This is a genomic window from Leptospira stimsonii (assembly GCF_003545885.1).
In the GTDB taxonomy this organism is placed as follows: Bacteria; Spirochaetota; Leptospiria; order Leptospirales; family Leptospiraceae; genus Leptospira; species Leptospira stimsonii.
Genome location: NZ_QHCT01000001.1, coordinates 747261 through 762298 on the forward strand (window position 1 = coordinate 747261; position 15038 = coordinate 762298).

General features: G+C 41.4%; 16 protein-coding genes. 11 read left to right on the forward strand and 5 right to left on the reverse strand.

Going from position 1 to position 15038, the window contains the following annotated elements; all coding sequences use genetic code 11:
- Nucleotides 1-70: 70 nt before the first annotated feature.
- The 9 genes from DLM75_RS03670 (at nucleotide 71) to DLM75_RS03710 (ending at nucleotide 8078) form a co-directional block, all read left to right on the forward strand.
- The gene (locus DLM75_RS03670; RefSeq protein ID WP_118967156.1) at nucleotides 71-1003 is read left to right on the forward strand and encodes an LIC_13346 family putative lipoprotein; all 933 of its coding nucleotides are present in this window, start codon (nucleotides 71-73) and stop codon (nucleotides 1001-1003) included.
- The gene (gltX, locus tag DLM75_RS03675; RefSeq protein WP_118967157.1) at nucleotides 1000-2565 is read left to right on the forward strand and encodes a glutamate--tRNA ligase; all 1566 of its coding nucleotides are present in this window, start codon (nucleotides 1000-1002) and stop codon (nucleotides 2563-2565) included. Before DLM75_RS03670 ends, gltX begins: the two co-directional genes overlap by 4 nt.
- 73 nt (nucleotides 2566-2638) lie before the next feature.
- Nucleotides 2639-3226 (forward strand): ATP-binding protein, encoded by a 588-nt coding sequence (locus tag DLM75_RS03680; RefSeq protein WP_118967158.1) that lies wholly within the window; start codon nucleotides 2639-2641, stop codon nucleotides 3224-3226.
- A 2-nt stretch (nucleotides 3227-3228) separates the two neighbouring features.
- Nucleotides 3229-4065, forward strand: coding sequence for a DUF455 family protein (locus DLM75_RS03685; protein ID WP_118967159.1), 837 nt, complete (start codon nucleotides 3229-3231; stop codon nucleotides 4063-4065).
- 56 nt (nucleotides 4066-4121) lie between these two features.
- Nucleotides 4122-5267 (forward strand): LIC13341 family surface-exposed protein, encoded by a 1146-nt coding sequence (locus DLM75_RS03690; protein ID WP_167731725.1) that lies wholly within the window; start codon nucleotides 4122-4124, stop codon nucleotides 5265-5267.
- Nucleotides 5264-5914, forward strand: a complete 651-nt coding sequence (locus DLM75_RS03695) for an FFLEELY motif protein (protein WP_118967160.1) — start codon at nucleotides 5264-5266, stop codon at nucleotides 5912-5914. The genes DLM75_RS03690 and DLM75_RS03695 overlap by 4 nt, the downstream gene beginning before the upstream one ends.
- Entirely contained in the window at nucleotides 5911-6639 is a 729-nt protein-coding gene (locus DLM75_RS03700) for an OmpA/MotB family protein (protein ID WP_118967161.1), read from the forward strand. Before DLM75_RS03695 ends, DLM75_RS03700 begins: the two co-directional genes overlap by 4 nt.
- Nucleotides 6640-6648: 9 nt before the next feature.
- On the forward strand, nucleotides 6649-7074 hold the full coding sequence (locus DLM75_RS03705) for an LA_2478/LA_2722/LA_4182 family protein (RefSeq protein WP_241547813.1): 426 nt from the start codon (nucleotides 6649-6651) through the stop codon (nucleotides 7072-7074).
- An 11-nt stretch (nucleotides 7075-7085) separates the two neighbouring features.
- Complete coding sequence (locus DLM75_RS03710) at nucleotides 7086-8078, forward strand: M14 family zinc carboxypeptidase (protein WP_118967162.1); 993 nt, start codon at nucleotides 7086-7088, stop codon at nucleotides 8076-8078.
- A 196-nt stretch (nucleotides 8079-8274) separates the two neighbouring features.
- Here DLM75_RS03710 and DLM75_RS03715 read toward each other — a convergent pair whose 3' ends face one another.
- The 5 genes from DLM75_RS03715 to DLM75_RS03735 form a co-directional block, all read right to left on the reverse strand.
- Nucleotides 8275-9480 (reverse strand): pyridoxal phosphate-dependent aminotransferase, encoded by a 1206-nt coding sequence (locus DLM75_RS03715; RefSeq protein ID WP_118967163.1) that lies wholly within the window; start codon nucleotides 9478-9480, stop codon nucleotides 8275-8277.
- Nucleotides 9477-9716 (reverse strand): DUF2905 domain-containing protein, encoded by a 240-nt coding sequence (locus DLM75_RS03720; protein ID WP_118967164.1) that lies wholly within the window; start codon nucleotides 9714-9716, stop codon nucleotides 9477-9479. The genes DLM75_RS03715 and DLM75_RS03720 overlap by 4 nt, the downstream gene beginning before the upstream one ends.
- Before the next feature lie 90 nt (nucleotides 9717-9806).
- Nucleotides 9807-10538: a hypothetical protein gene (locus DLM75_RS03725; protein ID WP_118967165.1), complete on the reverse strand. Its 732-nt coding sequence runs from the start codon at nucleotides 10536-10538 to the stop codon at nucleotides 9807-9809.
- 158 nt (nucleotides 10539-10696) lie between these two features.
- Entirely contained in the window at nucleotides 10697-12262 is a 1566-nt protein-coding gene (locus DLM75_RS03730; protein WP_118967166.1) for an FAD-dependent oxidoreductase, read from the reverse strand.
- Entirely contained in the window at nucleotides 12259-12828 is a 570-nt protein-coding gene (locus tag DLM75_RS03735) for a hypothetical protein (protein WP_118967167.1), read from the reverse strand. Before DLM75_RS03735 ends, DLM75_RS03730 begins: the two co-directional genes overlap by 4 nt.
- An 86-nt stretch (nucleotides 12829-12914) precedes the next feature.
- Between DLM75_RS03735 and DLM75_RS03740 the strand changes: the two genes are divergently transcribed.
- Nucleotides 12915-13148, forward strand: a complete 234-nt coding sequence (locus DLM75_RS03740) for a ferredoxin (protein WP_118967168.1) — start codon at nucleotides 12915-12917, stop codon at nucleotides 13146-13148.
- Nucleotides 13149-13499: 351 nt separating this feature from the next.
- On the forward strand, nucleotides 13500-15038 hold the full coding sequence (locus DLM75_RS03745) for a PAS domain-containing sensor histidine kinase (protein WP_118967966.1): 1539 nt from the start codon (nucleotides 13500-13502) through the stop codon (nucleotides 15036-15038).

The window sequence follows — 15038 nt, forward strand, 5'->3', positions numbered from 1 at the left end:
TTTTGTAAAGAAAGTTTAATTTTTGGGTTTTTCCTTGCGGGTTTTTCGGAAAAGCACGATCTACAAGTAGATGAAAAAAGTTTTCAGGCTCTCAAAGCCGGTTTCCAATCGTTTTCCGTTTCCGAACCTCGTCTTAATCCTACTCGGGATTAGTTTATTCTTTTTTCATTGTGGAAGCTTTTCCTGGCATTTGTTTGAGAATACAAAGAGTTTTTCCGAGCAATATTCTTCCCAAATATATTTTGTTTCGAATCCGATCGTTTCTCCTTATTATGAGAATTCCAGTTTTCAAGCTCGTTACATCTTCCTAAGAAACCAATCCGGGAAAGAAGAAATGGTCCAGGGGATTCTAAAATATATGGAATTGTCCGGAAAGGCTGAGCAGAGCGAGCGAGTTCTTCTGGACGTTTTCGAATGGAGGGGAAACTTTCAGAGAAATCCGAACGACAAACACAAGCTTGAATTCACTCCGAAATACGTTTCCAAAAGAATCGAAAAATCAAATTCAAAAAGTATTCCGGAAATTCTTCATCCGTCGGCGAAGGTCGAGCCTCTGGAGAATTTAAAAAAGGAATTTATGATCGGAGACGATGGTGGAATTCGTGAAACCGAAGAAACAAGGATCGTTCCTGGAATCGGAACTCTCAAGTGGAAGCATAGTCTACGTGGAATTTTGGTAAGAATCATGCAGACGGAATTTATTTCCGCGAACGGAACTCTGACTTCTTCTCGCGACTACGACTATGACTCTTTGGAATATCCGCCGGCCATCGGTCTTACCGGAACGATCCCGGTCGTGCCTCTGAAAAAGGAAGAATCTTACATAGAGTATTATTGTCTGGACTTCCCTTCCGATGTGGATCTTCTCGCACTCAGAAAGAATGAGCAAAAAAAATCCGTTTCATTTTACGATCTCTCCACAAATAAACCATTTACCACAACGGCTATTTTCAAAAATTATCCTATCATAAGAATTTCGAAAGAGAAAAGCCAATCCCCATGAATCAAACCAGAGAAGTTCGTACCAGATTTGCACCTTCCCCCAGTGGATTTCTCCACGTAGGCGGAGCGAGAACCGCACTCTTCAATTATTTATACGCAAAGTCCCAAGGCGGAAAGTTTATCTTAAGAATCGAGGACACGGATCAAAACCGTTCCACGGAAGCGTCTTTTAAAATCATATTAGAATCTTTGCAATGGTTGGGAATCCACTGGGACGAGGGCCCGGGCGCCGGCGGAGAATTCGGTCCTTACATTCAAAGCGAAAGAATTTCGATCTATAAAGAATATACGGATAAACTTCTCAAAGAGAAAAAAGCCTACCGTTGTTTTTGTACGCAAGAAGAATTGGAAGCGAAGAAAAAACAAGCCGAAGCGATGGGAGTTCCCTACGTCTACGACGGCCTTCATGCAAACATGTCCGACGAAGAAGTCGAAGAGAAAATCAAACAAGGAATTCCGTATTCGATTCGATTCAAAACGCCTTCCAAAACATTGATCGTCAACGATATCATTCAGGGAAAGGTGAAGTTCGAAACGAAATTGATCGGCGATTTTATTATCGTCAAGTCGGACGGGTTCCCTTCTTACAACTACGCTGTTGTCGTGGACGACGCGCTCATGAAAATCACTCACGTGATTCGTGGAGTCGGACATCTATCGAACACCCCAAGACAAATATTGTTATATGAAGCTCTGGGTTATGAAACGCCTGAATTCGCACACGCATCCGAGATCGTAGGGATGGACGGTAAAAAACTTTCGAAAAGAGCGGGAGCCACTTCGATTCTTGCGTTTCGAGATCTCGGTTATTTGCCGGAAACCTTTCGCAACTACATGGCATTGTTAGGATGGACTTCTCCGGATGGAAGAGAATACCTTCCGAGCGAAGAGTTGGAGAAAATTTTCGACGTCCATCGTTGTTCGAAGTCGCCGTCTACTTTCGACGTCTTTAAAAAACCGAAAGGCGGAGACGAAGAAGTGGTCACAAATTTTTCCGATCTTTCTCAGATCGCAGAAGCGATGAATCCGAAATCGAAACTCAATTGGCTATCAAACCGAACAATCCGAGATTTGGATATATCGAAAGTATTAGAGAATCTACTTCCTTTTATCAAAGATCGAAAAGATATTCCGGAAGAAGTAAAAAATGTAAGTAACCCTGTACTTACTTCCATCGTCGAATCTGTTAGAGTGTATCTGGATAACCTGACTCAGGCTCCGGAATACATCGCAGAATTCTTCGTTACGGACCTAAAGATTCAGTCGGAAGAAGCGGCTGGTTACTTAAAAGAAGGCGATGGTCCCAAGGTAGTGAAAGAATTCTACGCAATGCTGAAGAATTCTGATCCAAAGACCGATGAGGACTATAAGAACTCAATGTCCAAGATCGGGGAAGTTACCGGTCAGAAAGGAAAAACTCTCTTTATGCCGATCCGGGCCGCAACCACCGGAAAGTCAGCTGGTTTGGAATTGCCGATTCTTTTTCCACTTTTGGGGAAAGAAAAACTCCTCCAGAGAATTGAAAAAACCGCCGGAGAAGCAGGAATTTCGTTGTCGTCCTGAAAAAAACCGGTATATTTTGTTCAAATCGCCTACTTTGGGCTGTTAATCTGGAAAGTGGGTACCGGGAACGGAAATGAGAGATTCTGACGAATCATTGCTGGTTAAACATCATGGGGGATCGTACGTTATGTTCCTTCCGACGGACCTAACCAGTATCCGGGAACTTCGAAATGCCCTGAGAGATTCCCTCTCCGAGAATTCTTTTGCCAAAAAAGATATTACTCAGATCGAATTGGCCGCCGACGAAGCACTTACAAACTCGATTTCGGCTAACGTAAAAGTCAGTTCCGATGAAACGATTATCTGTCGATGGGTGATTCGTGATTGTAAATTCACTTTGTGGATCATGGACTATGGCTCCGGTCTCAAAGCTGAAAAATTAGAATCGTTGAACACACCTTCCGAACCTTCCAATCTCAAAGATTACATCAACTACATCAAAAAACACCAGGAAAAAAAATGTGAAATTCTTCCCTGGAGAGGGTCGCAGGTTCCTCACCGTAATATCGGAAGAGGATTGCAGATCATTCAATCTTTGATGGATTCGTTTAAGATCATGTATCACTGCGGAGAAGGAAAAATTTCCTTCAACCCGGATGATAAGAACATCAAAGGTTCCATTATCGAACTTGGATTCGACGCGTCTAAACATCCCGCTTAAAAATGACCCTCAACGAATTCGCAAAGCAGGTGCTCTACGGCGCCGGCCTTGAAGACAAATTATTCTCTCCGTCGATTCCACCGGAAGACATTCGAACATTCGAAATGTTTAATTTACCGAATCTTCCGATCCGGGAAAAAAAAATCCAAATCAGTGATCACAAAAGCAAAATTCCCAGATTGGAACAATTGTTTTCGGATGAAAATCGATACATAACGCTTCATCATTTTGCCAATCACGAACTGATGGCGATCGAACTATTTGCCTACGCCATTCTTAAGTTTCAAGATGCGCCGTCGAGAGTCCGTTGGAGTTTGTATCGAACTCTTTTGGAGGAACAGAATCATCTTCGGCTTTATCTTTCTGAAATGAAAAACGGAGGAATGGAACTCGGAGATCGACCTCTCAATTATATCTTCTGGAAACAAATTCCGAGAATGCAGACTCTCGACAAGTTTTACGCCATTATGGCAATTTCTTTCGAAGGTGCGAATCTCGACTTTTCGAGAATTTACACGATGGCTTTTGAAAGATTCGGCGATATACAAAAGGCCGAGATCATGAAGAAAGTTTTTGAAGACGAAATCAAACACGTCAGACGCGGATATCAATACATTCGGAATCAAATGCCCGAATCTAAAAGTGAATGGGAATACTACCTTTCACTGATCGAGTTTCCTTTTACTCCGAGAAGGGCGAAAGGATATCATTACTTTCCTGAAACTCGGATCGAAGCCGGTTTTTCCAAGGAATTTGTAACGGAATTGGAAAGATACGAAGACGAATTTACCGGAAGAGTGAATTCTAGAATTTTGAAAGAGGTGCTGGATCTAAATTAGGATCCTCGGAAAATCATAGACAGGCTTTTTTCCCTCCCGGATTCTGTTATCGAACCATGAATCCATTCGTTTCTCGTATTCAAAAAATTCTTCAAATATTGATTTTGATTTTTGTCGCGGTGAGTTGTTCCTCAAAAACTCCTTCGGATTCTCGAATCGTTGAATTACTGTTATCACCTTCCGAACAAAAGAATCCCGATGTCGCCCTAAAAAAAGTAGGAAACTTAGACGAGGATCCGGACCTGGAATCCTTTGCCTTGGTTCGGAACGGAACAGAAGAAGTGCTCGGAATTTTTAAAAAGAAAAGCGGAGAATGGTCTTTGATCGGTAAATTCTCCTTTTCTCTTTTGAACATCGGGCCTCTTCACTATGACGCTTCGAAGTCTTCTTGGCTTCCGGGAGAAGGAGAAAATCCTCAGACGAAAGAAGCCGGTTTCGTAGTTAAGAGAATTCTAATGGAAGAGCTTCCGGGTGACGGATTCAATTCTCTCTTTCTGGAAGTTTTAAGCGAAGAACCTCCTCTCGGACTTTTTTCCGTTCCTTACGGAATTCGAAAAGGTCAAAAGATTTTGGACGGTCTTCTTTCTCTAAAAGATCATGAATTTCTAATCAAGACAAAACGAATCGACTTCGATTACAATAAAACCGAAAAGAACATCACGATCTTTCCGTCAAATCGCAGTTATGCGCAAAATTTTATCTTCAATGGTTGGGAGATGGTTCCCGATATACCAAGGGTAGCCGTTCCTTCCCTTCTTTCCTTGGAGGCGCCTATAGAATGGAAAAAAGGAGTTCCAGGTGAGGCCGTTCTTTGGTTTAAGAATCGCGGTTCTTATGCAGGCACGACTTATCTTTCTCTGTCGTTTCCAGATGGAGGAAAGGTAAGCATCGATACGACCAAGGAAGGTCAACGGATCTATTCTCCCGGTTCGAGCGTTTTTTCCTCGGCAGGAAAGTATATCAATTCTTCCGTTCCGCTCGTTGAGATCACGAAAGACGGATGGGGAAGAAATCATAAATACGGAATTCGTTTTTCCATCATTCCCGATAAAGATGGAATCCCGAGTATTCTTTTTCGATCTTCTACTCGTATGGGGAGAGACGTGGTTAATCTTCCGAATCAATTCGGATCGATTCAAAAACAAACCGATCAGCAGGGCTTTTCCGCGTATCGATTAGAACTGATTCCAAAAAAAGAATGAGCGATCTTGCGGGAAAAAAATTAAAAGCGGCTAGAGCCGAAGTCGTTCGAGCACAGGTGGAGCGATTTCGAGTTTTTTACGCAAACTACTTTCATTTGGAAGAAACGATTCCCATGGTGGAATACTTCTTCGAAAAAATCTACAACTTGGATGGAAGAGAAGTATGGCTCCAGCTTGCGATGGACACATACCAAAAAGTGAAAGGTATGATGAAGGAAAGCTCGAGAGAGAATATCGAGTATCTGATCGAACTCAATAATTTGACCGAAGAGATGGATACCATTCTTGCAAAACATCTGGTCGATTCTGGCTGGGACGGAAAACGCCTCACAAGAGAAGAATACGATCTTCACTACGGTCAGATGGGTCATTATAAAGATAGAATCAGACAACTTGAAATCGTTCTTCGCAATCTAAAAGTTTTTTACGAATTAGCACATAAGCCGATCAGTGCCTATCTGATTCGTCCCGCGCGTTTTATGGCGGGAATGTTGGGAGTCTCCGCTCTTTTTCAAAGCGTAGAAGAAGCGTATAACGCGACTTTGCCGGTCTCCTCGAAAATCTTTAATTCTTTTTACGAGGAAGTGGAGAAGAGAGAAACCGAATACATAGAATCTTTGCTTGGGAATCATCGGAAGGAAGCATGAGTCGTCTTCGAAGACAACTTTTGGAGAGGAGTCGTCGAAAGGACGAATCCCACGAAAACCGGGAAAGATGGTTGTTGACGTACGCCGATATGATCACCTTACTCTTGGGTTTGTTTATTATTATGTACTCCATTTCGCAAGTCGACCAAGCCAAACTCAAACAAGTGGCCGACGTGATCCGCGGAGGCTTCGGCTTAGGAGAATCCTTTTTTCAAGGAAATACTGTCTCCATTGAAGAAGATCCTTTACTGCAACCACGAACACAACTCTATCGTTTTTGGGAACGCGTTAGTTATGCATTGAAAAAACTCAAAGAAAAAGCAAAACTGAATATAGGAATTCAGGAAACAGAAGAGATCAAGATCGTTCTATTCGGGTCGTCTTTAGGAGAAGGTCAATTTCAGCCTGACGAGGATATGACGTTTGCTTTTCAAAAGATTTCTGAATTGTCCGGGGCGATGGACGTCGATATCTCTCTAAAGGTACAAATTCCGTATGGAAATGAAGCGGCTCAAAAAGGTTTTAGAAACGCCTGGGAATACAATGCGTATCGAGCGGAGTTGATTGCCGATTCTCTATCTACGAATTATAAAATTCCAAAAGATAGAATTTCTATCCAAGCGTCTAGCGCCTATCAAGCAATTGAAAATTCTTCCTCCACACCGGAAGGAAAGGCTTCGGGTGAACGTGTTGAAATTTATATTCGTAAAAAATCGGAACAGTGATCGAACGTTATGAACCAAACAACTAAAAAATTTTTATTGATCCTTCTTGGAACCTTATTCCTTCCGAGTTTTTCTCTTTGTAAAAAGACTTCTCTACCTCAAGGTATCGTTGATGAAAAATGGAGAGAAGAATCATCCGAATTAGTATCAGCTTATTGTCAAAAACTTGCAAGTTGTACCGACGGAAATCTCGATACTTTGAAGGATTCGACAAAGGTTTTGGTCCAGGAAAGACTCAATCCTGCAAACTGTGCCGATAAATTTCGCAAATCGAACGCCTATCTTCTCGCTAACGAAGATTCGGAAAAGATCAAAGAAGCGGTTCGAGGATGTTTTCAACTCGTAACAAATGAATCCTGCGAAAAAATTCAAGCAGGGGTTTTGAAACTTTCAAAAGAATGTAATGAGCTCCAAGCAATTCAATCAAAACGATAATCGTTAAACCAATGTTACGCGGATACAAAAGACTCAATCGATACGATAAGAAACTTCTCAGAATTTTAAAGTTGGGTGGTAAACTTGCAAATTTGAGTCAGATCGGCTTTTCCAGAAAAACCACCGAAGGTTTTCGATTTCCGATCCACGCGCTTCGACTTGGTACCGATAAAGGTCTGAAAGAGCATCCCGTCGGAATCGTAGCTGGGGTTCACGGTTTGGAAACCATCGGGATTCTTATCTTACTCGATTTTTTAGAATATATTTTACATCCCGATTCAACCGGTTATCTTCCTGATTTGAAAAAGGGAAAATTGGGAATCGTCGTTTTACCGATCGTCAATCCCGGCGGTGTTGTTCTAAAACAAAGATCGAATCCTGCGGGTGTGGATCTGATGAGAAACTCGGGAATTGATGCGGTTAAGGCTCTTCCTTTTTTCGGCGGTCAAAAAATTTCAAAACGACTTCCTTATTACCGCGGCCAAGGATTGGAGCCGGAATCGAGAGCCTTGTTTCGTCTGGTTCAAGAATCCTTTTTCGAGGTGAAAGACGCGATCATTCCGGTGCTGGATCTCCATTCCGGTTTTGGAACGGTAGATAATGTTTGGTGGCCTTACGCCTATACAAAGGCTCCTTGCCCCGATACTCCTTTATATCAGAAGATAGGAGATCATCTCAAAAACCATTGTGGGCACATTCATTTTCAATACGGACCTCAAAGTGAAACCTACACGACTCACGGAGATCTCTGGGATAAGTTTTACGATCATTATCTCGAATATCATAAAGAAGAATCATCTTGGAATTCGAAATTTTTACCTCTTACGTTGGAAGTTGGGACTTGGTCGGATATCAAGGAAGATCCTTCTAAGTTGTTTCGAAAAAGAGGAATTTTTAATCCGGCTTCGTTTAACAAAATCGAGACGGTGGGAAGATACAGGGGATTTCTGAGAGACTTTGTCAAACTAGGCGTGACCAAACCAAAGGACTGGGGATTTGAATAGATTTCCGGTTCGTAGAAATAGAAATCTATTTTGCAATATTCTTCTTTTCTAATTTCGTATGTGCTGTTTCGTTATAACATCGAAAACAATGCAGACGATTCTTTGGTTATTATCTGATTTTTCCAAATCTAAAATGAAACCGTGTGGAGACTTAAATTAGAAAGAGGAAAACGAATCAAAGATATTTCTCCTTTGTCTACGCACTTCCGGATTCCTTTAAAAATTCAACAATCCTTCCCATTCCGGTTTCGAACGATTCCGTTTCCGTCAAAAGACTCAGGACAATTCGTCCCGAATCACCTAACTCCGGAAAACCGAACATTTCTCCGGCATGAGTATAAACTTGTTTTTCTTTTAATAAACGAAGCGCGATTTTTTCCTCCGGGAAAAAACCCTCACTTTCTAAAGTGCAATACCAGCCGGCCTTCGGTAGATCACAGAGAATTTTTTTAGTAAGCTCTAACTCGGAAAGAATCCGTTTCAAAGTAGTGCGATTTCTTTGAATTCTTTTTAAAATCTGAGTTTGGATCATTGTTCTCCACTGCATTAAATCCGAGAGAACGTTTTGCACGGGAGTGTTTACGGAAAGATAAGTATCGGAAATTAATTCCAAAAATTCTTTCGTTTTTCTTTTCCAGGTTGCGGGACCACTGAGTAGAATCCAGGAAAGTTTCATTCCAGGCATTCCCAGAATCTTCGATAAACCGTTTACGGTAATCACGGGAGTTTCCGAGTCGATCAACGTTGAATGGACTTCACCGTCGTAAACGTAATCGGAGAATACCTCGTCGATTATCAAAGGAATATTATGATATATTAATAATTCCTTTATCGATTCAAAATCCGATTCGGTGAAAATGGAACCCGTGGGGTTGTTCGGACTTACGATTAAAAGAAGTTTACTCTTTTCTAGATCCTTAGGTTTCAAATCCGATCTCTGCAATTTCCAAAGATTTTCTTTTTTCGTATAATAGGAAATCGTATGCAGACCTTCCATTACGGAGAGAAATTCAAATAGGGGATATCCTGGGGCAGGGATAAGAATCGAGTCCCCCGCATCGCAAAAAAGCTTGAATAAGTAAGAGTAGGCTTCCGAAGAAGAAGAAACTAAAAAAAGATCTTCCGATTGGATTTCCATTCCTTTAGATTTATAATATTCGCGAATGGTATCACGAGCCGTTTTGTCACCTTGCGGGTCCGGAAGATATGTGATCAAATCGGCGGTTTGAAAACTATGACGAATCGCCTCCGATGGATATTGAATCCCTGCTTGAGTAGGATTGGAAGCGGTTAGATCGATAAATGCTACGTTTTGCCTTTTGTATTCGGAAAGGATTTCTGCGAATTCGTTTTCCCCTTCTTGAAAAGAGAATCGAGAACTAAAACGAAATTCATCTTTCATGGCGAACCGTTTCTGAACTTTTGAATTAAAAAGAGAACAACGGAAATCAAAACGCTAATGAGAATCGAAGTGGTAAGAGGAAAATAGAACTTGAAATTTTCTTTTTCAATTCGAATGTCACCGGGAAGTTTACCTAACTCGTTTAAGAAGGGGATTTTATTTCCATAGAGAAAAAAGATTCCTAGGATAAGAAAGAATGCGCCGAGGAGGAGAAAGGGTTTGCCGAAGGATTCCATTTGCATTCTCGATGTTATTTTATTTATCGATCCGGTCAAGGATCATTCGAGCCGTCGGATTTCACTTTGTCGTATGCAAAATTTATGATGTTATTTTCGAATCGGTACTGCTTCTATCGTTTCCAATCGAATACGAATATCTTTTTCAGGACTTAGAAGTGGAATATGCGTTTTAACAAAAACGTCTCCGGATCGAACGATAGCGACTTTGTCCGGAGTTAATTCCATATTGATTTTAAAATACATATCCTTGACGCCGAACTTCCACTTGGAAGTGGTTCCTTCTATATAGTAGGGTTGTAAAGAATTCTTATCGTAATAAATCTTCCCCTTAAAATGTCTCGGTGAAAGTTGACGAGGTGTGACATCGACCACGTAGCTTTCACGATTTTTAAAAAGAATGGGCCCTTTTATTTGGATGGAATAATGATCTTCCGATTGATCGTCAAAGATCGGATAGGTGGGAGATGTTCTTTCTGGTTCGTAATCTTTTGGCGGAAGTGTTTCTCCGTTCTTACTGTAACTCAGAACCACGATTACCGGCCTTTCGTAATAGTATTCGACCCTTCTTGTAGAGACCTTTGAGACCGAAATTTGATTTCCTGTTTTGGAATCCGTTTCCGTGATCGTCAACTCTCTCTTATAATCGATACCTTTAAACTTCAGGATCGCATTTTTAGAATTTTGTCTGATTTTTTCGATTACATGGCTTAAGTCCTGTTTTTGCGTGGGCGAAGCAGAAATATCACAAAAGTTTCCTATTAAAATATAAAAAGATAGAATTAGGAGCTTTACTTCTTTTAGTCTAAGAAAAATTTTCATGATGGTTTGCGGACGACGGAGCAAAATAATAAGCCTCACCATCTGAAATGCAAGAAATTATTGTTTATCGAGTTCTAAATCGCGAAGGCTTGAAAACGTTTCAGTAAGATGTCAAAAAAATTCTTACTGAAACGAAAGAAGAAGTAAATTTCTTTATGTCAATTCGTGGGTACGGAGGAATCTTCGAGGATGAATTTGGCGGCCTGTTTGCTGAACGCCATGATCGTATAACTTGGATCAACCGAAACACCCGTGGGAAATACGCTTGAGTCGGAGACGTAGAGATTTCTAAGTCCGTGCACCCTGTGTTTCCAGTCTACGACGGACCTTAGAGGATCCTGTCCCATTCTACAACCTCCCGCTGGATGTGGCGCGGCCATCATCATAGAAGCCGGGCCTAACTCGAGTTGATCGACTTTATGAATATCTTTCTCTGATTCGATTTTCGTTCTTTTGAGATCCGGAAGGAGAACCCATTTGGCTCCGGCTCGAAAATTAAGCAGAACCTGCTTTCGTATACAATCTTTTAGAAAGGCTTTTGTCAACTTACCGAAGTTATACGATACGGTCCTTTTTCCGGAGGAACTTACGGAAATATTTCCTAGTTCCGATGGAACATCGTCGATCCAGCCGATTGTTCCGCCAAAGTGGGGAAGAATTTTCATCATTTCCCGGTGTTCGGTGCCGAATCCAGGAATAAGTGCGGCAAGACTTCCTGGTTGTAATTGGTTGGCCATGATTAGAAATCCGCCTTCTATGTATTGGCCATTTTGAAAGCGGGGGAGACGAAATTCTTCCACACCGAATGCGGACGGAATGTTTCTCCATTGGAGGATCGGTTCATCATAGATTGCGTGAACAAAGGGGGACGGGTTGATCGCAAGATTTTCTCCGAGTGCGGGTAATTTTTTCTTCCATCCGTTTCGAAGTAAGAAAGTGGAACTTCCAAAACCGCCGGCGGCGATGGCGAAGACCGGAGCTTCGAATTTAAGAACGATTTCGGATTCTTTTCCGGAAGGTCGGTCCATCATGACCGCCTCTAAAAATTCCACTCGATCTCCTTTTAGTTCCAATCGAACGGCTTTACAATCCGCGTAGATATCGGCCCCCAATGCCATCGCTTTCGGAATGTGCGTGACTAATTGGCTTTGTTTTGCGCCGAACATACAACCTTGCATACAATGTCCGGACTTCTGGCAATTTTTTCTTGCTTGAGGAACCGGATTCCCTTCCCACCCAAGAGATTTGCACGCCTTTCGAACGAGCTGATTCATTTTATTATGATATTCTTCTTTAGCGGGATGTACGTTGAGAGTCTCATCCAATTCTTTCCAATACGGACTTAGATCTTCTGGAGAATGCCCGTGCACTCCGTATTCTTCTTTCCAGAGATTCAAACGATCGTCCGGGGTTCTATAACTGTCCGCCCAATAGTGAACCGAAGCACCGCCAACGTTCTTTCCATATACGAGATTGATGGATCCGGATCCATCGGTCGCCATGTTTCTTTCTGCTGAAACTTTTCCAGCCATATTGAGTTCATGATTGTCGAAGGTTCCTGTATGGTAATAACCTCCTTCTTCGATGAGAACGACTTTTTTTCCGTTCTTGGAAAGCTCGTAAGCCAAGGTCGCACCTCCGCAACCGGTTCCTACGATCACGACATCGGCCTTGATAGTCCTTGAATCTCCTAGATTCTTCCATTCATAAACGCGACCGCTCATGATTCCCCCAAAATTTTTCTATAGTAGATTCTGGATTCGCTTAATTTTTCCGGAGGGTTCGCAAAAGGGCCGTCATACGAAATTGCTTTGAAAGACGATTCGTGTCCGTAATACATCAGAAAGATCGGCATTTTAAGATTTGCTAATGCGGCACGGATGAGATCGGAATCTGTCTTCTCCTGAGAATATAGAAATTTCCTTCTGTCTTCCTCGCTTAGTCTTGAAAATCGACTCCAATAACCGCTTACAAGTGGAAGGTATTCTAAGATAAAAATGAGAGATTTAAAATCATCTGTGATGCCGGAGTCTACGAAAAAGAATTCTTCATCGAGTCGGCGTACGACTTCGGCTTTTTCAATATCGGGAAAACCGGGTTCCTGCGGTAAAAGTGTTTGAGAATAGGCTTGTAAGAATGCGGCCTCGGATTCCGAAAAGAATAATGTCTTGGGAACGGTACCGGAATACGATCTGCGAAAGAGCAAAGTTCCAATGCCGATGCTGAGTAAACCTCCAAGGCCGAAGCCGAAGAGTTTGCGTCTAGAGATTTTTTCCGAAAGCACGTTCATCGTACCGTGAGTATTCTTATATTAGAATCGGTGTCAATTCTGAAAACAGGGTTGACGAAACAATCGTTCGATTAACTTTGTAAAGCATGGCTGACAAAAACGACAAGGTCAAACAAAACGTTCCCGGTAAATACTATATCGATAACAGTTGTGTTCCGTGCAACGATTGTGTGGAAGAAGCGCCCATGCTTTTAAAATATACGGATGACGAATCCAAAGTTTACTTTCATAGACAACCGGCAAATGCGGAAGAAGAAGTGGCCGCGAAAAAAGCCATGGAAATTTGTCCTGTGGAAGCCCTTGGTGACGACGGAGAATAAAACTCTTCCTGCCGGATTGGCTTCCTGAATCCGGCTACGATATTCTTCCCCGCGACCTTCGATTTTCCCACCTTTAACTCAAATCCCAATCCTTCTTCGCATACGTTTTTTATATGCGTCCTCCCTACGAACACTTGTGTATTCGTCTTGAGAAATTTGGATTCAAAATATTTGGAGTTGAATTTTCTCAATTCTGCGACGAATGTTTTTTCTTAAAAATGTAAATTCTAAAAAGAATTCGTCTCATTGTATTTCTTTCGATCCTTTGCAAAAAAGAAAAATTCATACTCGGTATTGGATTGTTTTTTGTATGAGAGCGTTTATTTTAAGTTTACTTTCGGTAGGCCTATTTTGAATGAATTGAATATTCAATCCGATGAATTCTATAAACGATTAGTTCAAAAAAGCCCCGAGCTAATTTGTTATCATAAGCCGGACGGAACCTATCTATTTGTAAGTCCGATTGTCAAATCGATGTTAGGTTATCAACCGGAAGAATTGATCGGTAGAAATCCGTATGATTTTTTCAACCCTCTCGATAAAGAACGTATCTTTAAAAATTCACACGAGCCGGCGCAGAAAGGTTCTCCAATCGGGCATATCGAATATCAATTTCTTAGGAAAGATGGGAAGTATATTTGGTTACAAACGATCGCACAACCAGTTCAAAACGAAACGGGAGAGGTCGTCGGAATTCTTACCAGTTCGAGAGAATACGTAGGGCTGACCGCGATCGTCGATGAAACCGAGAAAAAACAAGCCTTAGATGAGATCCGATTATCGGAGGAGAAATTTTTCAGCGCATTCTATTATTCCGGAGTCGGAATGGCGTTGGTCTCGTTAGACGGAAAATGGTTGGAAGTCAATCCTCATCTATTGGATATACTCGGTTATACGCGGGAAGAACTTTTAAAACTTACGTTTCAAAATATCACTCATCCGGATGATTTATCGGAAGATCTTAGTCTGGTTCGGGAGCTCCTCGAAGGTAAGAGGGATTCTTATAAAATGGAAAAAAGATATTTCCACAAGAATGGAAGTGTCATTTGGATTCTTTTGATCGTTTCGATCGTAACTGATCCTAAAAAGAAACCATTGTTTTTCATCTCTCAAATTCAAGACATTACGGACCGTAAGAATATGATTTCCGCATTGGTCGAAAAAAACGAAACTCTGCAGGCGCTTAGCAATCGACTAACGGAAAGAAACGCTCAGTTGGAAGAATTCAATCAGATCGTTTCTCATAACCTACGTGCGCCGATCGGGAATATTTTCAACTTAGTTCAAATGCTTTTGGAAAAAGACGAGACGGACAAAGACGATCTTCTTACATCGCTTGAAATCAGCGCGAATGACCTGATGTCGACTTTAAACGATATCATTGAAGTGATAAAGATTAGAAGGAATCTAAACATAGATAAACAAATGGTTTCCTTCCAAGACGCATTTTTTAAGGTGCAGAATTTACTCTCCGCTCAAATCAAAGAAGTAGACGCCGAAATCAAATATGATTTCACAGCGGCGCCCGAAATTCTTTATCCAAAAGTATACTTGGAAAGCATTCTTTTGAATTTATTGAGTAATTCGCTGAAATATTTCGATCCGAGTCGTAAATTGGAAATTTCATTCGTCTCATTTCACGAGGAAAATAGAACCTATTTAGTCGTTCGAGACAATGGCCTCGGTATCGATCTTCGTAAATATGGACACCAGATTTTCAAAATGAATAAAACCTTTCATAGAGAAAAGGAAGGACAAGGAATCGGATTGTTTATGACGAAGAATCAGATAGAATCTTTAGGTGGAGAAATAACTGTGGATAGTACGCCCGGTCGGGGAACCGCCTTCGTTATAAATTTTAACAAATATAATGACTTTGAACAAAGATAA